The organism is Roseobacter cerasinus, assembly GCF_009811755.1.
GTDB classification, from domain to species: domain Bacteria; phylum Pseudomonadota; class Alphaproteobacteria; order Rhodobacterales; family Rhodobacteraceae; genus Roseobacter; species Roseobacter cerasinus.
The window spans coordinates 114,969-132,073 of the sequence record NZ_BLIV01000004.1; the positions used below are offsets into that span (position 1 = coordinate 114,969).

General features: G+C 62.0%; 21 protein-coding genes and 1 riboswitch. Of the genes, 14 read left to right on the top strand and 7 right to left on the bottom strand.

Annotation, left to right across the window (positions count from 1 at the left end; translation table 11 throughout):
* Nucleotides 1–3: 3 nt before the first annotated feature.
* On the bottom strand, nucleotides 4–966 hold the full coding sequence (locus tag So717_RS11570) for an acetyl-CoA carboxylase carboxyltransferase subunit alpha (protein WP_159977413.1): 963 nt from the start codon (nucleotides 964–966) through the stop codon (nucleotides 4–6).
* A gap of 75 nt (nucleotides 967–1,041) precedes the next feature.
* On the bottom strand, nucleotides 1,042–1,638 hold the full coding sequence (locus So717_RS11575) for a LysE family translocator (RefSeq protein ID WP_159977415.1): 597 nt from the start codon (nucleotides 1,636–1,638) through the stop codon (nucleotides 1,042–1,044).
* Between the two features lie 72 nt (nucleotides 1,639–1,710).
* On the opposite strand from So717_RS11575, the gene So717_RS11580 reads away from it, so the two are divergent.
* Nucleotides 1,711–2,163, top strand: coding sequence for an Lrp/AsnC family transcriptional regulator (locus tag So717_RS11580; protein ID WP_159977417.1), 453 nt, complete (start codon nucleotides 1,711–1,713; stop codon nucleotides 2,161–2,163).
* A 46-nt stretch (nucleotides 2,164–2,209) separates the two neighbouring features.
* Here the strand turns inward: So717_RS11580 and So717_RS11585 are convergent, their stop codons facing one another.
* Together So717_RS11585 and So717_RS11590 are read right to left on the bottom strand one after the other, a co-directional pair.
* Nucleotides 2,210–2,680 carry a DUF302 domain-containing protein gene (locus tag So717_RS11585; RefSeq protein ID WP_159977419.1) on the bottom strand — a complete coding sequence of 157 codons (471 nt, stop codon included), beginning with the start codon at nucleotides 2,678–2,680 and terminating at the stop codon, nucleotides 2,210–2,212.
* 66 nt (nucleotides 2,681–2,746) lie between these two features.
* Nucleotides 2,747–3,703 (bottom strand): L-malyl-CoA/beta-methylmalyl-CoA lyase, encoded by a 957-nt coding sequence (locus tag So717_RS11590; RefSeq protein WP_159977421.1) that lies wholly within the window; start codon nucleotides 3,701–3,703, stop codon nucleotides 2,747–2,749.
* A gap of 249 nt (nucleotides 3,704–3,952) precedes the next feature.
* Between So717_RS11590 and dgcN the strand changes: the two genes are divergently transcribed.
* The 4 genes from dgcN to So717_RS11610 all read left to right on the top strand — a co-directional run bounded on the left by dgcN (nucleotide 3,953) and on the right by So717_RS11610 (nucleotide 7,429).
* The gene (gene dgcN, locus So717_RS11595; RefSeq protein WP_159977423.1) at nucleotides 3,953–4,954 is read left to right on the top strand and encodes an N-acetyltransferase DgcN; all 1,002 of its coding nucleotides are present in this window, start codon (nucleotides 3,953–3,955) and stop codon (nucleotides 4,952–4,954) included.
* A 62-nt stretch (nucleotides 4,955–5,016) separates the two neighbouring features.
* Nucleotides 5,017–5,982 carry an N-acetyl-D-Glu racemase DgcA gene (gene dgcA / locus So717_RS11600; RefSeq protein ID WP_159977943.1) on the top strand — a complete coding sequence of 322 codons (966 nt, stop codon included), beginning with the start codon at nucleotides 5,017–5,019 and terminating at the stop codon, nucleotides 5,980–5,982.
* On the top strand, nucleotides 5,973–6,569 hold the full coding sequence (locus So717_RS11605) for an NUDIX domain-containing protein (RefSeq protein ID WP_159977425.1): 597 nt from the start codon (nucleotides 5,973–5,975) through the stop codon (nucleotides 6,567–6,569). The genes dgcA and So717_RS11605 overlap by 10 nt, the downstream gene beginning before the upstream one ends.
* Nucleotides 6,566–7,429, top strand: coding sequence for a D-amino-acid transaminase (locus tag So717_RS11610; protein ID WP_159977427.1), 864 nt, complete (start codon nucleotides 6,566–6,568; stop codon nucleotides 7,427–7,429). Before So717_RS11605 ends, So717_RS11610 begins: the two co-directional genes overlap by 4 nt.
* Nucleotides 7,430–7,640: 211 nt before the next feature.
* Here the strand turns inward: So717_RS11610 and So717_RS11615 are convergent, their stop codons facing one another.
* On the bottom strand, nucleotides 7,641–8,435 hold the full coding sequence (locus tag So717_RS11615) for a leishmanolysin-related zinc metalloendopeptidase (protein WP_238840862.1): 795 nt from the start codon (nucleotides 8,433–8,435) through the stop codon (nucleotides 7,641–7,643).
* Nucleotides 8,436–8,572: 137 nt separating this feature from the next.
* Nucleotides 8,573–8,884 (bottom strand): DUF1244 domain-containing protein, encoded by a 312-nt coding sequence (locus So717_RS11620; RefSeq protein ID WP_159977431.1) that lies wholly within the window; start codon nucleotides 8,882–8,884, stop codon nucleotides 8,573–8,575.
* A 209-nt stretch (nucleotides 8,885–9,093) separates the two neighbouring features.
* Here So717_RS11620 and pyk point away from each other — a divergent pair, with 209 nt between their 5' ends.
* Entirely contained in the window at nucleotides 9,094–10,542 is a 1,449-nt protein-coding gene (pyk, locus tag So717_RS11625) for a pyruvate kinase (protein ID WP_159977433.1), read from the top strand.
* 28 nt (nucleotides 10,543–10,570) lie between these two features.
* Here the strand turns inward: pyk and So717_RS11630 are convergent, their stop codons facing one another.
* Complete coding sequence (locus So717_RS11630; RefSeq protein ID WP_238840864.1) at nucleotides 10,571–10,768, bottom strand: hypothetical protein; 198 nt, start codon at nucleotides 10,766–10,768, stop codon at nucleotides 10,571–10,573.
* A 309-nt stretch (nucleotides 10,769–11,077) separates the two neighbouring features.
* Between So717_RS11630 and rpmI the strand changes: the two genes are divergently transcribed.
* From rpmI to cobW, 8 genes are all read left to right on the top strand, one after another.
* Complete coding sequence (gene rpmI, locus So717_RS11635) at nucleotides 11,078–11,278, top strand: 50S ribosomal protein L35 (protein WP_159977437.1); 201 nt, start codon at nucleotides 11,078–11,080, stop codon at nucleotides 11,276–11,278.
* 17 nt (nucleotides 11,279–11,295) lie between these two features.
* Nucleotides 11,296–11,661, top strand: coding sequence for a 50S ribosomal protein L20 (rplT, locus tag So717_RS11640; protein ID WP_159977439.1), 366 nt, complete (start codon nucleotides 11,296–11,298; stop codon nucleotides 11,659–11,661).
* 194 nt (nucleotides 11,662–11,855) lie between these two features.
* Entirely contained in the window at nucleotides 11,856–12,692 is an 837-nt protein-coding gene (locus So717_RS11645; RefSeq protein WP_238840866.1) for a lysophospholipid acyltransferase family protein, read from the top strand.
* A gap of 121 nt (nucleotides 12,693–12,813) precedes the next feature.
* Nucleotides 12,814–13,617: an ABC transporter substrate-binding protein gene (locus So717_RS11650; protein WP_159977945.1), complete on the top strand. Its 804-nt coding sequence runs from the start codon at nucleotides 12,814–12,816 to the stop codon at nucleotides 13,615–13,617.
* Nucleotides 13,618–13,623: 6 nt separating this feature from the next.
* On the top strand, nucleotides 13,624–14,433 hold the full coding sequence (locus So717_RS11655) for an amino acid ABC transporter permease (protein ID WP_159977443.1): 810 nt from the start codon (nucleotides 13,624–13,626) through the stop codon (nucleotides 14,431–14,433).
* On the top strand, nucleotides 14,420–15,298 hold the full coding sequence (locus tag So717_RS11660) for an amino acid ABC transporter ATP-binding protein (protein ID WP_159977445.1): 879 nt from the start codon (nucleotides 14,420–14,422) through the stop codon (nucleotides 15,296–15,298). The genes So717_RS11655 and So717_RS11660 overlap by 14 nt, the downstream gene beginning before the upstream one ends.
* Nucleotides 15,299–15,364: 66 nt before the next feature.
* Nucleotides 15,365–15,571, top strand: a riboswitch (cobalamin riboswitch).
* A gap of 87 nt (nucleotides 15,572–15,658) precedes the next feature.
* Nucleotides 15,659–16,054, top strand: a complete 396-nt coding sequence (locus So717_RS11665) for a DUF1636 family protein (RefSeq protein ID WP_159977447.1) — start codon at nucleotides 15,659–15,661, stop codon at nucleotides 16,052–16,054.
* Nucleotides 16,047–17,105: a cobalamin biosynthesis protein CobW gene (cobW, locus tag So717_RS11670; RefSeq protein ID WP_159977450.1), complete on the top strand. Its 1,059-nt coding sequence runs from the start codon at nucleotides 16,047–16,049 to the stop codon at nucleotides 17,103–17,105. Before So717_RS11665 ends, cobW begins: the two co-directional genes overlap by 8 nt.

Here is a 17,105-nt window from a genome sequence, read left to right on the forward strand (position 1 = left end):
GGCTCAGGCCGCGATGCCGCTGTCACCAATCCTGATGAATTTGTTGCGGCGGTCCTGGATCAGCGTGGCCCCGTCCTTGCCGTCAAGATCGTCAAGCATCGCCTCCAGCGCCCGGCCAACGGCAGCAATGGCCGCCGTTGGGTCGCGGTGCGCACCGCCCACGGGTTCTGCGATGATGCGATCAATCACGCCAAGTTTTTTCAGATCATCCGCAGTCAGCCGCAGGGCTTCGGCGGCTTCGCGCATCTTCTCGGCATCTTTCCACAGGATCGACGCGCAGCCTTCGGGGCTGATCACCGAATAGACGGAATGTTCGAGCATGGCCACGCGGTTGGCCGTGGCAAAGGCGACGGCACCACCCGAGCCCCCCTCGCCGATGATCACAGAGATCAGCGGCACGCCGATCTGCAGACATTTCTCGGTTGAGCGGGCGATGGCTTCGGACTGGCCACGCTCCTCAGCGCCTTTGCCGGGGTAGGCGCCGGGCGTGTCGACCAGCGTGATCACGGGCAGGTTGAAGCGGTGCGCAAGATCCATCAGGCGGATGGCTTTGCGGTAGCCTTCGGGTCGCGCCATGCCAAAATTTCGCTCGATCCGCGATTTGGTATCCGTGCCTTTTTCATGGCCGATCACCATCACGGGGCGGTCGTTCAGCCGCGCCAGCCCGCCCATGACCGCGTGGTCATCGGCAAAGTTCCGGTCACCCGCAAGTGGGGTGTAGTCGGTAAAGAGCGTGTCGATATAGTCCTGACAGTGGGGCCGCTCGGCATGTCGGGCGACCTGGCATTTTCGCCAGGGCGTGAGCGACTGATACAGCTCTTCGAGCATTGCCTTGGCTTTGACGTCGAGGGCGGCGGCCTCTTGCGTGACGTCCATGTCCTCATTAGCACGGGCCAGGGCGCGCAGTTCTTCCGCCTTGCCTTCGATCTCGGCCAGCGGTTTTTCGAAATCCATGTACTGGGTCATGCGAGACCTTCTGTTTGTTGTCTTCCGTTATATGACGGGCCTTGCGGGGCAATGCAACGCCACGTCACACGCGCTTTATGCGGGCCAGAGCACCGGATAGAGCGAGGCAATCAGCAGCGCGGCCATGCTCCAGTTGAAGAGGGCAAGCCGCCGAGGGTTGGTCAGTATGCGGGCGAATTGCTGGCCTAGCACCGTCCAAGCGGTGATTGCGGGCAGATTCACGGTGGCAAAGACGGTGGCAACCACGACGAAGGCAGCGAGCGTCTGGCTTGGGGCATAGACCGAGAGCGCGGTGAGCGCCATGGCCCAGGCTTTGGGGTTGACCCATTGGAACGCCGCGGCTTGCAGGAATGTCATGGGCCGACCCTCGGCTGTTTTGCTGTCGATAGGCGCGGCGGTTGCGATTCTCCAGGCGAGGTAGCTGAGGTAGAGCACGGAGAGGAGCTTTAGCACTGTGTGGCTGACCGGGTAGCTGTCGAAGATCTGTGTGAGACCCGCGCCCACCAGCACGATCATGAGGCCAAAGCCAATGGAGATGCCCAGCATATGCGGGATCGAGCGGGTGAAGCCGTAGTTGGCGCCTGAGGCCATGAGCATCAGGTTGTTCGGCCCCGGCGTCGCGGAGGTGGCAAGGGCGAAGAGGATGAGGGCGGTGAGCAAATCGAGTGTCATGGCGCAACAGTTGCGCATTGCAGCGGGTTTGAAATTGCAAAGTACAGCTTTGATCGGGTAGTTCTGCAATTCATGAGTGGAATTGACGACAAATCCGACCGGATATTGCGCGAGTTGAAGTGCGATGGGCGCATCAGCAACCTGGAACTGGCCGAGCGGGTTGGGCTGTCGCCCTCGGCCTGTCTGCGCCGGGTGCAGGAGTTGGAGCGCGTTGGCGTGATCCGGGGGTATCGCGTGGTGCTCGACCCGGTGAAGCTGGGGATTGGCTTCACCGCTTACATCACGGTGGGGCTGAGCGATCATTCGAAGGCCTCGCAGGAGGCGTTCGAGCGGGCGATTTCCCGCGCGCCGGAGGTGGTGGAGTGTCACAACATCACCGGGGCGACGGAGTATCTCTTGCGCGTGGAATGCGCGGACCTGCCGAGCTACAAGCGGTTTCACACCGACAATCTTGGGGCCCTGCCGCAGGTCAATGCAATCACCTCCTATGTGGTGATGGGCTCGCCAAAGGATGAGCGGGCGTGAGGGTTGCCGTCGCCGGGATTTGCATATTTTTGGAACAATGAAGCGGTCAGTTGGTGGCGGCGTTGGCGATTGCGGTGAAGCGGCTGTCGAGGTCTTTGGCGAGGGCGTCGAGGTCCGGTCCGGCCTCCTGCAGGTAGGGGGCAAAGACGAAGCTGGGCGTTTTGTAGGAGAGCGTGGCGGTGCCGTCGGGGTCTTCGGTGACGTAGAAGCGGATGGGGGCTTCGATCATCGCCGCCGTGGAGTGGGCGAGGATTTTCACGGCGAAATCGTTGTTGAAGACGCCGACAATCCGGTTTTGCGGGATTGTGATACCACGGGCCTTTGCGGCACCTGTCGGTCCGGCCTGGGTGACGACGCCCATTTTTTTGGCTTTCACCGCTGCCTTGAGGTCGGCAAGCAGGGTGGCGTGCGGTTTGTCCGTGCCGATCACCACCCAGCCCTCGCGCGGGGCGATGGACTGGGCGTGAGTTGCTGTGGTGTAGAACAGGGCGAGGCAGGCGGCGAGGATTGGTTTCATGGCGGGCTCCCGGACGATCTGGCCTATAGGGCCAAACCGGATGGCGTTTGCCAAGTCACGAGCGCGTCAGCCCGCGATCATTTCGGATTGGCGCACGATGACCTCGGCCTGCTTGATTGACGCGATGTCAACGAGGCGGCCTTTGTAGACGGTGGCGCCTTCGCCTTTGGCCTTAGCTTCCTCCATGGCGGCGAGGATCTCGCGCGCCTCGGCAACGGCTTCGTCGGAGGGGGTGAAGACCTCGTTGGCGAGGGCGACCTGTTTGGGGTGGATCGCCCATTTGCCGACCATGCCAAGCGTGGCGGAGCGGCGGGCTTGTGCGCGGAAGCCTTCATCGTCCGAGAAGTCGCCGAAGGGGCCATCGACCGGCAGCACGCCGTGGGTGCGACAAGCGGCGACGATGGCGGTCTGGGCCCAGTGCCAGGGGTCGGACCAGTGTTTTTCGCCCTCGCGGATCATGTAGTAGTTTTCCTGCGTGCCGCCGATGCCGGTGGTGGCCATGCCCATGGAGGCCGCGAAATCGGCAGCACCTAGGCTCATGGCGGTCATGCGGGGGGAACTGGCGGCGATCTCTTCGACATGGGCGATGCCTGCGGCGGATTCGATGATAACCTCGAAGGTGATCTTTTTGCTGCGGCCCTTGGCCGCCTCGATGGCGGTGACGAGCGCGTCGACGGCGTAGACGTCTGCGGCGCAGCCCACCTTGGGGATCATGATCTGGTCGAGCCGGTCCCCCGCCTGTTCCATGAGGTCCACCACATCGCGGTACCAATAGGGGGTGTCGAGCCCGTTGATGCGGACCGAGAGTGTCTTGCTGCCCCAGTCAATGTCTGAGATGGCGGCGATGATATTGGCGCGCGCGCTGTCTTTGTCGGAGGGCGCGACGCTGTCTTCAAGATCGAGGTTGATCACATCAGCGGCGGAGGCCGCCATCTTCTCGAAAATCGCCGGACGCGAGCCCGGGCCGAAGAGCTGGCAGCGGTTGGGGCGGGCTGGCGGGGTGGGTTGGATGCGGAAACTCATGCGAGACCCTTGAGTAATAAAGTTACAATTGTGTCGGCCTTGTTGGTATGAAATTGCGCAGAATGCTGCAAGTGCATTTTGCAGTTGCAGCATGAGATTCGAGGCGGGGCGTTATCTGTGCGCGTAATTCTTCGATAAATTCGCTAAAAATCGAAGAAAACTGCGTTTTTGTGGCATGTGGGAGGGATTTTGCGATGCCTTTGCGCGGGAAACGGGGAAAATCGCGTGGATGTTAACGGAGGCTTTCCCATGATCCAGACCCCTTATCTTTTGTTCCTCGGCGATGCACCGGACCAGCTTGCCGCGAAGGTGGCCCAGGGGATCAAGGACTGGCGCCCCGAAAACGCCGTGGGTCAGTTCCGCTTGCCCGGCTGTGGCGCGGATATGGGGCTCACCGATATGACGCTGGAGGAAGGTCTTGCTGCCGGGGCCAAAACGCTGGTGATCGGCGTGGCCAACCGTGGCGGTGTGATCTCCGACGAGTGGAAAGTGGTCCTCGTGAAAGCGTTGCAGATGGGCTACGACCTTGCGGCCGGGCTGCACAATCTGCTGCGGAACGAGGATGAGCTGCAGGCGGCTGCCAAGGTTAACGGCGGGACGCTGCATGACGTGCGGGTGCCGACGGTGGCCTATCCGATCGCAAACGGTCAGAAACGGACAGGCAAGCGTGCGTTGGCGATTGGCACCGATTGCTCCTGCGGCAAGATGTATACAGCCATGTCCATGGATGCCGAGATGGTCAAGCGCGGGATGAAATCCGATTTCCGCGCGACAGGACAGACTGGCATTCTGATCACCGGCAAAGGCGTGCCGCTGGATGCGGTGATTGCCGATTTCATGGCGGGTGCGGTTGAGTATCTGACCCCGGACAATGATGCCGATCACTGGGATCATATCGAGGGGCAGGGGAGCCTCTTTCATGTCTCTTACTCCGGTGTGACCATGGCGCTGATCCACGGTGGGCAGCCGGATGCGCTGATCCTCTGCCATGAGCCGACACGGACGCATATGCGCGGCTTGCCGCACTACAAGCTGCCGACACTGGAGCAGCTGCGGGATACGGCGCTGCCGATTGCGCAGGTGGCGAACCCGGACTGTCAGGTGGCGGGCGTATCGGTGAACACCAAGGCGCTGGATGACGCCGAGGCCAAAGTCTGTTTGCAGAAGATTGAGGACCGAATGGGTCTGCCCGCCACTGACCCCTTCCGCTTTGGTGCGACCAAGCTTGTGGATGCGCTGCTCGAAATCTGATAGCGGCGTGCATGTGTCATGGCGCAGGCTATGAGTATTTGAAGAAGGGTGAAGGAACGGGCATGCGCTTTGAGGTCAGCCGCGATGTATTTCGGCTCGCACAGGTCTTCACAATCTCAAGGGGGTCGCGCACCGAAGCGCAGGTTCTGACAGCGCGTGTCTCGGACGGCGCGCATCAGGGCTGGGGCGAATGTGTGCCTTATGCCCGCTATGGTGAGACACTGGAGAGTGTTACAGCGCAGATCGAAGGGCTACCTGAAGATGTGTCACGGGCGGCGCTTGCCGATCTCTTGCCTGCGGGTGCTGCGCGCTTTGCGGTCGATGCAGCACTCTGGGATCTGGAGGCGAAACGCACAGGACGGCGCGCCTGGCAGCTTGCCGGGTTGCCCGAACCCAAGCCGGAGATCACCGCCTATACGCTGTCTTTGGACACGCCAGAGAAGATGCGCGCGCAGGCGGCGCAGCATGCGCATCGCCCTCTGCTCAAGATCAAGCTGGGTACACCGGACGATATGCCAAGGCTCGAAGCGGTACGCGCCGGGGCCCCTGATGCGCGCATCATTGTGGATGCGAATGAGGGGTGGAGTGCTGATGTCTACACCGATCTCGCGCCGCATCTTGTCCGATTGGGTGTGCAGCTGGTGGAACAGCCTCTGCCCGCTGGAGAGGACGAGGCGCTCATTGGGCTGGAGCGCCCTGTGCCGGTCTGTGCCGATGAGAGCTGTCATGATCGGTCGAGCCTGGCTGCACTCAAGGGTAAATATGACGTCATCAACATCAAGCTCGATAAGACTGGCGGTCTGACTGAGGCGCTGGCGCTGCGGGACGCGGCGCTGGCCGAGGGGTATGAAATCATGGTGGGCTGTATGGTAGGCTCAAGCCTTGCCATGGCGCCCGCGACGCTGGTCGCGCAGGGGGCGTTGATCACCGATCTGGACGGGCCGCTTCTGCTGGCGGAGGATCGGCCCAAGCCATTGGTCTTTGACGAGGCTGGTGTGCATCCACCGGAGCGAGACCTATGGGGATGAGACTGCGGTGGGAGGTGTTGGAAACAGCGCTTCTGTCGGACAATTGGGCGACCCTCAAAAAGACCAAGCTGCGGCTGACCCTGTCGGATGGCACGACCAGTGATCAATGGCGCGAGACCTATGATCGCGGCGATGGCGCGGTCATTCTGCCCTACGATCCGGTGCGGCGGCATGTGCTGTTGGGGCGCCAGTTTCGCTGGCCCGCTGCCTATCGCGATGACCCCGAACCCTTCCTGATCGAAGCCGCTGCGGGACTGCTGGATGCCGATGATCCAACCGATTGCATCCGCAAGGAGGCGCAAGAGGAGCTGGGTCTGGTGCTGAGCGACCCTGTTTTCCTCTTTGATCTTTACATGTCGCCCGGCTCCGTCACCGAGAAGCTGCATTTCTTCGCCGCCAAATACGCGGCAGGTGATGCGCAAGCGCAGTTTGGCGGCGTGACGTCCGAGGCGGAAGAGATCGAAATTCTGGATTTGCCTCTGGATGAGGCCTTGACGATGGCACGCGATGGGCGCATCCGCGATGCCAAAACTGTAATTCTGCTGCAGCATGCAGCGCTGCACCTGATGCCGGAGGCCCACTCATGACCCGTACCGTTTATGTAAATGGCGATTATCTGCCCGAAGCCGAAGCAACCGTGTCGATCTTTGACCGCGGCTTTTTGATGGCGGATGGCGTCTATGAGGTGACCAGCGTTCTGGGTGGGAAACTAATTGACTTTGAAGGCCACGCCGTGCGGCTTCAACGTTCATTGGATGAGCTCGATATGGTCAATCCGATCAGCAAAGAAGACTTGCTGCAGGTGCACCGCGAGCTCGTGCGGGTGAACGAGATTGATGAGGGGATGGTCTATCTGCAGATCACGCGCGGTGCGCCGGGTGACCGCGATTTCGTCTTCCCGGACCCCGAGACAACGCAGCCCACAATTGTGCTCTTTACCCAGAACAAGCCTGGCCTGGCCAATAGCCCGGCGGCGAAGACGGGCATGAAGGTCATCAGCATCGACGACATTCGCTGGGGTCGGCGTGACATCAAGACGGTGCAGTTGCTCTACCCCTCGATGGGCAAGATGATGGCCAAAAAGGCGGGTGCGGATGATGCCTGGATGATCGAGGATGGGTTCGTGACCGAAGGCACCTCAAACAATGCCTACATCGTGAAGGGCAACAAGATCATTACGCGGGCGCTGAGCAATGACATCTTGCATGGGATTACGCGCGCGGCTGTGCTGCGCTTTGCCCAGGAGGCGCAGATGGAGGTGGAAGAGCGCAACTTCACCATCGAAGAGGCGAAGGAGGCCGACGAGGCTTTCATCACCTCGGCCAGCACCTTTGTGATGCCGGTGGTCGAGATTGACGGGGTGAGCTTGGGCGAAGGTGCACCTGGGCGCGTGGCGCTGCGCCTGCGCGAGATCTATCTGGAAGAGAGCCTGAAAACCGCCGTCTGATATGCGGCTGAGGCGCTTGCTGCAGAGTGCCGGGGCCGACGTGCGTGTCCACCGCTTGGCTTTGGCCGGGACCGTCAGTTCGGATTATCTTAGCCATGTGATGTCGTGAGCATCAGATGATACCGGGCGATCAGCCAATCGGACGAGCCGACAGGTCAGAGGTGCGCGCGGTATCAGCGCTATGGGCCAGCGGGCAGACCTCGGCGCTTGCTCAGGCGGGCTCAGACTGAGGGTCTCGCAGGTCCTTTTTTCGTCGGCGGGCGAGACTGCCAAAGGCAGCAAGACCGGACAGTCCCAGAACCAACCCGGCTGGCAGGGGGACAACCGCCGCCGTCGCCTGACCGTTGTAACCGAGGTCTCGGAAGGAGCCGAGCGTTGTCTCGGTCAAAAACAGTGGCGTGTCGATAAATCCGGTCATAAGCGCCCCCTGACCTCCGGCCCAGGTTTCATCCCAATGGGCGTCTATCGTGCCACGCGCGCCGTCGAGTTCCACTGGGACCGATGTCGCGGTCGGGTCGAACTCCTGACGGTAGGCGCCGACCCCTTCAGTGCCGGTATAGGCACCACTGCCTGCCGCATAGAGCCCGTTTTCCTCCCAAAGCGTGCCAAACCCGAGCGCATGCGCGACCTCATGCAAAAGCACGCCGAAAAGCGTGCCATCCGTTTCAAGTCGCGCGAGATCCGAAGTATCGAAATCGACAAAACCACGTGTGGGCAGAACGAAACCCGCGGCGTCAACGGTTGCAGTGGGGCCTGCGACCGCCAGAAGCCCGAATTCACCGTCCGCGTCAAAGGCGCCGACATCAATTCTCACAGTCGGAATGTCGATGCCTGGCTGGTAGCCGCCAAGCGCAGTCTCCCAGAAAACCTCTGCGTTATCGAGCAAGACCTGCTGGCTGGGCGTGGGCGCCTGCGGGCTTTGAAACACGATATCCAGAAGTGACGCGCGCGCTGACAGAGGTGTAAGCACGAGGGCACAGACAAGACAGGTGCGAACTGGAACCATGGCGGTGACCTCCGGTGAGAAGTAAATCCTGTCGGCCCGCGCAGAGTGTTGTCAATTTCGCTGCGCAGACACAGCGGGTCGCCGCTGAGCCTGCACAAGGCAAAGGGCAAAGGCCCGCCGATCCGCCGGATAGGCTGTCAGCCCTTGCCGACATTTTGTGCAAAGGCGGTCTCAAACGCTGTCTTCTGCGCGTCGGAGGCGTCGGTCTGGTAGTTGGCTTTCCACTCCGCCATCGTCATGCCGTAGAAGAGCTCGCGCGCCTCCTCCTTGCCCATGTCGATGCCCTGTTCCGCGGCCGCTTCCTGATACCAGCGGCTGAGGCAATTGCGGCAGAACCCCGCGAGGTTCATCATGTCGATGTTCTGCACATCGGTCCGGTCTTCCATCAGGTGCTTTTGCAGGCGCCGGAAGGCGGCGGCCTGAAGTTCGATCTCTTGCTGGCTGGGCACTTGCGGCTCCCCTTTTGGTTACTTTCTTCTAGATTGGAACCGCCGCGCCCCGTGTCAACCGCGCCGCGATGCTTGCGGCTTGGGCGGCGCCCGTGTCATCAAGGATTAATGATCGTGGTTCAGGCTCAGCGGAGTTGCCCCGCAGAGCGGCATAGGACATAAGGTGCGCAAAACCGTTAGCGGTAACAAATCGAAGGGACGACAGCACGATGAGACGCACACGCAATGTAAAGATCGTGGCCACACTTGGGCCAGCCTCGGACACCTACGAGACGATCCACGCGTTGCATCTTGCGGGTGCCGATGTGTTCCGCCTCAACATGAGCCATGGCAGCCACGACGAGATTCGTGAAAAACACGCGATTATCCGGCAGATCGAGGAAGACACCGGCGGCAGCATCTGCATCCTGGCAGATCTTCAGGGCCCAAAGCTGCGGGTGGGTGTTTTTGCCAATGAGGATGGTGAAATTCTGGAAGACGGCGCCAGCTTCCGCATGGATCTCGATGCGGCCGAGGGGGATATCAACCGCGTCTGCCTGCCACATCCGGAGATTTTTGCAGCACTCGAACCGGGGGCGACCCTGCTGGTGAACGATGGCAAGATACGTCTGAAAGTCGAGACCTGCGGCCCTGATTTCGCCAATTGCACGGTTGTTGCAGGCGGTGTGATCTCGAACCGCAAGGGCGTGAATGTGCCTGATGTGGTGCTGCCACTGGCCGCGCTGTCAGAGAAGGACCGCAAGGATCTGGAGTTTGTCTGCGAATTGGGGGTCGACTGGCTGGCGCTCAGCTTTGTGCAAAGGCCGGAGGATGTGCTCGAAGCCTCGGACCTGGCCAATGGCCGCGCCGCGATCCTCAGCAAAATCGAAAAGCCCGCCGCCGTGAACAACTTCAACGATATTTTGCAGGTCAGCGACGGGATCATGGTCGCCCGGGGCGATCTGGGAGTGGAGTTGCCGGTGCAGAACGTGCCGCCCATTCAGAAACGCCTTGTCCGTCAGTGCCGCCGTGCGGCCAAGCCGGTCATTGTGGCGACCCAGATGATGGAAAGCATGATCGAAAGCCCGATGCCCACGCGCGCCGAGGTCTCGGACGTGGCGACGGCGATCTATGAGGGAGCTGATGCGGTCATGCTTTCGGCGGAATCGGCGGCGGGTGCCTATCCTGTCGAAGCGGTGACCACGATGAATAATGTGGCCACCGAAGTGGAGCGTGATCCGACCTACACGCAGATCATTGAGGCCTCGCGCGAGACGCGGGGCATCACCATCGCCGATGGGATCGTGGCTGCGGCGCGTGAGATTGCGGAGAAGACCGACATCAAGGCCATTTGCTGCTTTTCGCAGAGCGGGACCACGGCGGCACTGACCGCGCGCGAGCGGCCGCGTGTCCCGATTTTGGCCATGACACCGCTGCGCAGCACAGCGCGTCGGCTGACCCTGACCTGGGGCATCAATTGTGTGATGACCGATAAGCTGGACCGGTTCAAGCTGGCCGTCGTGGCTTCCGCCCGCGCAGCAACGCGGCAGGGCTATGCGGAACAGACGGATCAGATTGTGGTGACTGCGGGCGTGCCCTTCAACGTCCCCGGCAGCACCAATATCTTGCGGGTTGCGCCCTGCGACGAGCGTCAGATTTTCAACACTGACCCTGAATAGTCTCGCCCGATCCCGTCGGAGAGGTTTTTCATGATGGCCAGAAGATGCGCGGCGCCAGTGTTGAACCCTGACGGGTCCGCTCGACAGGATCGCTGACGGTTAGCACATCTGCTGCCACCAAAGCGACGGCAGTCTGGGCGTTCTGCAGCGCGTCCGGATCAGGGATCTGCCCATGGCCCCGCCCGATGGCCCGCTGTGTCATCTCATCGGTCGACGCCGCAGTCACGACCGCCTGATAGTCCGCAGGACGGCTTCGCTGTCTGCACTGCTCTGCTCTCCGCCGTCTTCGGCGGCACGCAGCTGCGCATCAAGCGCCTTGATCTGCGCCTGCCGCACCGATGTCAGCGCCCGGATATGACCGTCTGGGAAGGTCGAACCAGCATGCGGTCAATCTCTGTTCGCAATTTGGCAGTGTGCTTATGTCGCCCCCCTCTTGTCAGCGGATGATCTTTAGCCTAAGAGGCGCGCTCTACTTCATGCGGCCGGCCAAGTGGCATGCCGAGTCGCGTGCATACCGCAAACCAAGGAGACGGAAATGCCCAAGATGAAGACAAAATCGAGCGCCAAGAAGCGCTTTAAGGTGACGGCCACCGGCAAGGTGATGTCCGCACAGGCTGGCAAACGCCACGGCATGATCAAACGCACACGCAAATTCATCCGTGACGCGCGCGGCACCACCACGCTCAGCGCGCCCGATGCCAAAATCGTCAAGGGCTTCATGCCCTACGACCGCTAAGTGACAGGAGATCGAACATGAGCCGAGTTAAAGGTGGAACCGTCACCCACGCCCGTCACAAGAAGGTCATCAAGGCCGCCAAAGGCTACTATGGCCGCCGCAAGAGCACCTTCAAGGTTGCGCGCCAGGCTGTCGACAAGGCCAACCAATACGCCACACGCGACCGCAAGAATCGCAAGCGTAACTTCCGCGCGCTGTGGATCCAGCGGATCAACGCCGCCGTGCGCGCGCATGACGAAGCGCTGACCTACAGCCGCTTCATCAACGGCCTGAATCTGGCGGGGATCGAAGTGGACCGCAAGGTGCTGGCGGATCTGGCCGTGCATGAGCCGGACGCATTTGGTGCCATCGTGAAGCAGGCGCAGGACGCACTGGCAGCCTAAGCTGCACGTGCTCCACACGAAACGAAGGGCCGCTCCAAAGAGGGCGGCTTTTTTCATGGCGCAAGACACGGGCCTTGAGCGCGCCTGCGCACGTGCTACAACCGCGCCATCCGAACCCACGCGAAAGCGCAATGACGGCGACAGGTAACACTCCTTCCAAAGACGATGATCACGCCGATCTGAAAGACCGGGTTGTGAGCGCGATCATTATCGGGGTCATTCGCGTGCTGACGCTGTTGCCTTACCGCATCCGTGTGCCGGTGAGCGGCTGGGTGCTGGCTCATGTCGCCGGGCCTTTGATCGGCTACCGGCAGCGCGTGCGCGACAATCTCGGCCTGATCTTTCCCGAGATGCCCGATGCGGAGAAGGAGCGTCTGGCCCGCGCCGTGCCCAATCAGATTGGGCGCACCCTGGCCGAGTTGTTCTCCCCAAGGGATCTGATCAAGACGGCTGCGCAGACCCCGGTCACCGGGGCTGGCGTCGCGGCAATCGAGGACGCGCGGCAGGCCGGGCGGCCAATCATTCTGGTCTCGGGGCATTTTGGCAATTACGACGTGGTACGTTCTGTCCTGATCCAGCGGGGGTATCAGGTTGGGGGGCTCTACCGGGCGATGAACTACCGCGGGTTCAACGACTTCTACGTCTCGCGCATCGCCCAGGTGGGCACACCACTGTTTCTGCGCGGGCGGCGCGGCATGGGTGAGATGGTCAAATTCCTCAAGTCCGGCAACACGATTGCTTTGCTGATCGACCAACATATGTCGGCGGGCGCGCCGCTCAAGTTTTTTGGGCACACGGCCTATACCGCGCTGTCTGCGGCTGAACTGGCGCTGCGCTACAACGCGCTTCTGGTGCCCTGCTACGGTGTGCGTCAGCCGGATGGGGTGAGCTTTGAGGTTGTGATCGAAGACCCGGTTCCGCATGGCACACCCGAAGACATGACGCAGGCGCTGAACGACAGTCTGGAGCGCCAGGTTTGCGCGCATATGGAGCAGTGGTTGTGGGTTCACCGTCGCTGGAAGTCTCAATAGCTGACATTTGAGGCGCGTCGCCCGCAGGCAAGGCCCGGACGCAGGCCGGGCCTTGCCTGCGGGCGCCACTCCGGGGATAACCGGATCAAGGACAGGACAAACGGGGAGTTGGACCATGTGGATGAAAGTGACAGGGGCCGCGTTGGGCGCGATGATGCTGGCAGGTGCGGTTGCGGCGCAAAGCTGCAGCGACGGCAAAACGCTCACCGAGGGCAAGCTGACCATCGCAACGGGCAATCCGGCCTATTACCCTTGGGTTATCGATGACGCACCCGAAAGCGGCAAGGGATTTGAGGCTGCTGTAGCCTATGCTCTGGCCGAGGCGATGGGCTTTGCGTCCGAGGATGTGGTCTGGACACGGACCTCCTTTGATCAGGCGATCCAGCCCGGCGCCAAGGATTTCGACCTGAACATGCAGCAGTTCTCGATCACGGAACAGCGCGACAAGGTGGTCGACTTTTCCGCGCCCTATTACACCGCGCCCATGGCCGTGCTGGTGCGCGGCGGGGGCGACCTCTCGGCCAGCCTCGACGCGCTGAAGCAGCTTCGCTGGGGTGTTGTCGCCTCCACCACCGCGCTGCCCATGGTGACCGAGACCATCCAGCCCGACGCCAGCCCGCTGGTCTATGACGACAACGCCAATGTGGTGGAAGCCATGAAGGCAGGTCAGGTGGATGCGGCGCTCTTTGACCTGCCCACCGCGCTTTACCTCTCTGCCGTCGTTCTTGAGGGTGGCCAGGTTCTTGGCCAGTTCGCGCCAGATGAAAGCGCCAATCCGGATCACTTTGGCGCCTTGATGACGGAGGGCAATCCGCTGAAAGACTGCGTCGATGCCGCGCTGGAGGCCTTGAAATCAGACGGGTCGCTCGCCGCGATTGAGGCAGAGTGGTTGCAACAGGCCACGGGTGTGCCGCTGATTGAGTAGGCGCAGGTGAACCGCAGGCAGGCACATGAGGCCGCCGAGCGGCGGCGCGCGCTGACCATTGCCGCCGTGAGCACCGGGCTTGTGGTCGCGGCAATTGTTTTGCTGGTCCCGCTTGCACCGGGCTGGCCTGCGGTGCGGGCCAGCTTCTTTGACGGCGCGGTCTTTGTGCAGACCTTCCCGACGCTGCTCAAAGCCTTCCTCATCGACGTGATGATCTTTGCCTGGTCGGTGCCACTTATATGTGCGCTGGGGCTGGCAGTGGCCTTGGCAAGAGGCGCCCGCGCGCCCGCACTCTTTCCGTTGCGGATTTTTGGCGCGGTTTACGTGGATATCTTCCGTGGCGTGCCGGTGGTTCTGACCATTTATCTCATCGGGTTCGGTGTGCCGGGGCTGGGCCTGCCGCGCCCGTGGAACAGCCCGTATATCTGGGGCACGGTGGCGCTGGTGCTCACCTATTCCGCGTATATCGCCGAAGTTCTGCGCTCAGGGATCGAGAGCATCCACGCAAGCCAGCGCAACGCGGCGATCTGTCTGGGCCTGAATGAGCGTGACACCATGCGGTATGTGATCTTGCCGCAGGCAGTGCGCCGCGTGGTGCCTGCGAATATGAACATGCTGGTGGCTTTGCAGAAGGACGTGGCGCTCTTGTCTTTTATAGGCCCGGTCGAAATCCTGCGGCAGGCGGGCATCTACAAGAGCCTGCTGGCCAATTTTACGCCATACGTGGTGGCTGCTGTCATTTTCCTTGCCATCACCGTGCCAGCAACGCGCTATGCGGATCATTTGTTGAATAAGGATCGCAATGCCCGGTCCTAGCGTAGAACGATCCGTTGCGGATGGTGCGGACGGCGGCGCAGGCCCACGGCGCGGCGCTGATGCGCCGCGCCGTGGGCCTGCGCCGCCCGGCGGGTCCGCCGGGCGGGACACCACCGATAGGTCTGCGCTGGATGTCGGGACGACGGCTAAACTCTCCTTGCGCAGTGTTCAGAAGGCCTTTGGCGACAATGCGGTGCTGCGCGGCATCCATATGGATGTGGCTGTAGGCGAGATGATCTGCCTGATCGGCGCGTCCGGGTCGGGCAAATCAACGCTCCTGCGCTGTATCAACCAGTTGGAGTCCATCGACGAGGGCGCCGTGTTGCTCGACGGGCAGGATATCTCGGAGCCTGGGCTTGACCTCGGGCCTGTGCGCCGGCGCATCGGGATCGTGTTTCAATCCTACAACCTCTTTCCGCATATGTCGGCGTTGGAGAATGTGCTGTTGGCTCCGCGCCGCGTTCTGAGGCGTGACAGCACAGCCGAGGCCGAGGCGTTGTTTGACCGCTTCGGTCTGGCGGAGCACATGCGCAAATACCCCGATCAGCTCTCTGGCGGGCAGCAGCAGCGGGTCGCCGTGATCCGCGCCTTGGCAATGCAACCTGAAATCATGCTCTTTGACGAGATCACGGCAGCACTTGACCCCGAGCTCGTGGGTGAGGTGTTGAATGTGCTGCGGCAGTTGCGCGCCGAAGGCATGACCATGATCCTCGCCACCCATGAGATGGGTTTCGCTCGTGAGCTGGCCGACAGCGTGTGTTTCATGGATGGTGGCGTGATTGTTGAGCAAGGCCCGCCCGAGCGGATCTTCACTGCGCCCAAGGTCGCGCGCACGCAGGCCTTCCTGCGCTCAGTCCTGCGATAGCGCGATCTCGCGCCAAACAGCGCAGCACGCAAGGCGGTTGCGCTTGACAAGCCCCCACGATCCGAAGCAACTGCTTGATGTGTTGGTGCTTGGGCTTGCCTGAGTGAAAAGGGAATGTGCAGCCGCAGCGCGGTAAAGCACAGCCGCCCCCGCGACCGTGAACGGAAGAGGGCTGCCAAGGCCACTGGAGCGTCGCTCCGGGAAGGTGGGCAGACCGCAGGTGAGACGCCGAAATCCGTGAGCCGGGAGACCTGCCAGCGCATATGCGAAAACCGGACGGGGTGTTCCGGTGACGAGACACAGGCCCCAGGGCCTCTCTCGCCATCTGACCCGCGTCCCATGACAGATGGGACATGGACTATGACATTCACGGCAACCGAGCCTGATCCTCCAACCGAACTTCTGGTCTGCATCAAATGCCGCCGCGGGCAGGAGATGCCCGAAAACGACCGCCGCCCGGGCCAACGGCTCTATGACACGTTGGCCGCCAACACGCTGCCCGACGGCATCCGGCTTCGGGCGGTGGAGTGCCTGCAGAACTGCGATCACGGCTGCACCGTGGCACTCAGGGGCGGTGACCGCTGGACGTATATCTACGGAAACGTCGATGAAGTGTCGCATGCCGACATGCTGCTCGACGGTGCGGCCCGCTACACAGCGACGCAAGACGGGCTGATCCCGTGGCGCGAGCGCCCGGAGCACTTCAAACGCAACTGCATCGCGCGCATCCCGCCGCTGGAGACGACACATGACTGACCTTGCCAAACTCCCCGTGACCGTGATCACCGGCTTTCTCGGCTCGGGCAAGACCACGCTGATCAGCCAACTGATGCAAAACCCGGGCGGCAAACGCCTCGCGGTCGTTGTGAACGAGTTCGGCGATGTGGGCGTCGATGGCGATATCCTGAAGTCCTGTGCGATCCCTGATTGCCCGGCCGAGAACATCATGGAGCTGGCCAACGGCTGCATCTGCTGCACCGTGGCCGATGACTTCATCCCAACCATCGAGGCGCTCATGGCGCTCGACCCGCGTCCCGATCACATCCTGATCGAGACCTCGGGCCTCGCGCTGCCGAAGCCGCTGCTGAAAGCCTTCGACTGGCCCGACATCCGCTCCAAGATCACCGTGGACGGTGTGATCGCCCTGGCCGATGCCGAAGCCGTCGCCGCAGGACGTTTCGCGCCAGATGTGGCCGCTGTGGACGCGCAGCGCGAAGCCGATGACAGCATCGACCATGAAACCCCGCTCTCGGAGGTTTTTGAGGATCAGATCTCCTGCGCCGACATCATCCTTTTGACCAAGCCGGATCTGACGGGGCCAGAAGGCGTGGCCAAGGCGAAAGAGATCATCGCCGCCGAAGCCCCCCGCCCGCTGCCCGTGGTCGAAGTCGCCGAAGGCGTGGTTGACCCCCGCGTGATCCTCGGGCTGGAGGCGGCGGCGGAAGACGACATGGACGCGCGCCCCAGCCATCACGATGCGCCCCATGACCACGACCATGAGGACTTCGACAGCATCGTCGTCGACATCCCCGAACTGGCCGATCCCGCCGACCTCGTGCGCGCCGTCGAGAGGCTCGCCAACGATCACAACATTCTCCGCGTGAAAGGCTACGCCGCCGTCACCGGCAAACCCATGCGCCTGCTGGTCCAGGCTGTCGGTGCCCGCGTGCGCCACCAGTACGACCGCCCGTGGCAAGCGGGTGAAGCGCGGCAGGGGCGTCTGGTGGTGATCGCCGAGCATGACGACATCAACCGTGCCACGATTGAGAGCGTTCTGGGCGTGCACGCGCCTGAGCCTGCCGAGTAA

Coding starts and splice junctions, on each gene's coding strand:
- So717_RS11570 (WP_159977413.1), bottom strand. CDS start 966: ATGACCCAGTACATGGATTTCGAAAAACCGCTGGCCGAGATCGAAGGC.
- So717_RS11575 (WP_159977415.1), bottom strand. CDS start 1,638: ATGACACTCGATTTGCTCACCGCCCTCATCCTCTTCGCCCTTGCCACC.
- So717_RS11580 (WP_159977417.1), top strand. CDS start 1,711: ATGAGTGGAATTGACGACAAATCCGACCGGATATTGCGCGAGTTGAAG.
- So717_RS11585 (WP_159977419.1), bottom strand. CDS start 2,680: ATGAAACCAATCCTCGCCGCCTGCCTCGCCCTGTTCTACACCACAGCA.
- So717_RS11590 (WP_159977421.1), bottom strand. CDS start 3,703: ATGAGTTTCCGCATCCAACCCACCCCGCCAGCCCGCCCCAACCGCTGC.
- dgcN (WP_159977423.1), top strand. CDS start 3,953: ATGATCCAGACCCCTTATCTTTTGTTCCTCGGCGATGCACCGGACCAG.
- dgcA (WP_159977943.1), top strand. CDS start 5,017: ATGCGCTTTGAGGTCAGCCGCGATGTATTTCGGCTCGCACAGGTCTTC.
- So717_RS11605 (WP_159977425.1), top strand. CDS start 5,973: ATGGGGATGAGACTGCGGTGGGAGGTGTTGGAAACAGCGCTTCTGTCG.
- So717_RS11610 (WP_159977427.1), top strand. CDS start 6,566: ATGACCCGTACCGTTTATGTAAATGGCGATTATCTGCCCGAAGCCGAA.
- So717_RS11615 (WP_238840862.1), bottom strand. CDS start 8,435: ATGGTTCCAGTTCGCACCTGTCTTGTCTGTGCCCTCGTGCTTACACCT.
- pyk (WP_159977433.1), top strand. CDS start 9,094: ATGAGACGCACACGCAATGTAAAGATCGTGGCCACACTTGGGCCAGCC.
- rpmI (WP_159977437.1), top strand. CDS start 11,078: ATGCCCAAGATGAAGACAAAATCGAGCGCCAAGAAGCGCTTTAAGGTG.
- rplT (WP_159977439.1), top strand. CDS start 11,296: ATGAGCCGAGTTAAAGGTGGAACCGTCACCCACGCCCGTCACAAGAAG.
- So717_RS11650 (WP_159977945.1), top strand. CDS start 12,814: ATGAAAGTGACAGGGGCCGCGTTGGGCGCGATGATGCTGGCAGGTGCG.
- So717_RS11660 (WP_159977445.1), top strand. CDS start 14,420: ATGCCCGGTCCTAGCGTAGAACGATCCGTTGCGGATGGTGCGGACGGC.
- So717_RS11665 (WP_159977447.1), top strand. CDS start 15,659: ATGACATTCACGGCAACCGAGCCTGATCCTCCAACCGAACTTCTGGTC.
- cobW (WP_159977450.1), top strand. CDS start 16,047: ATGACTGACCTTGCCAAACTCCCCGTGACCGTGATCACCGGCTTTCTC.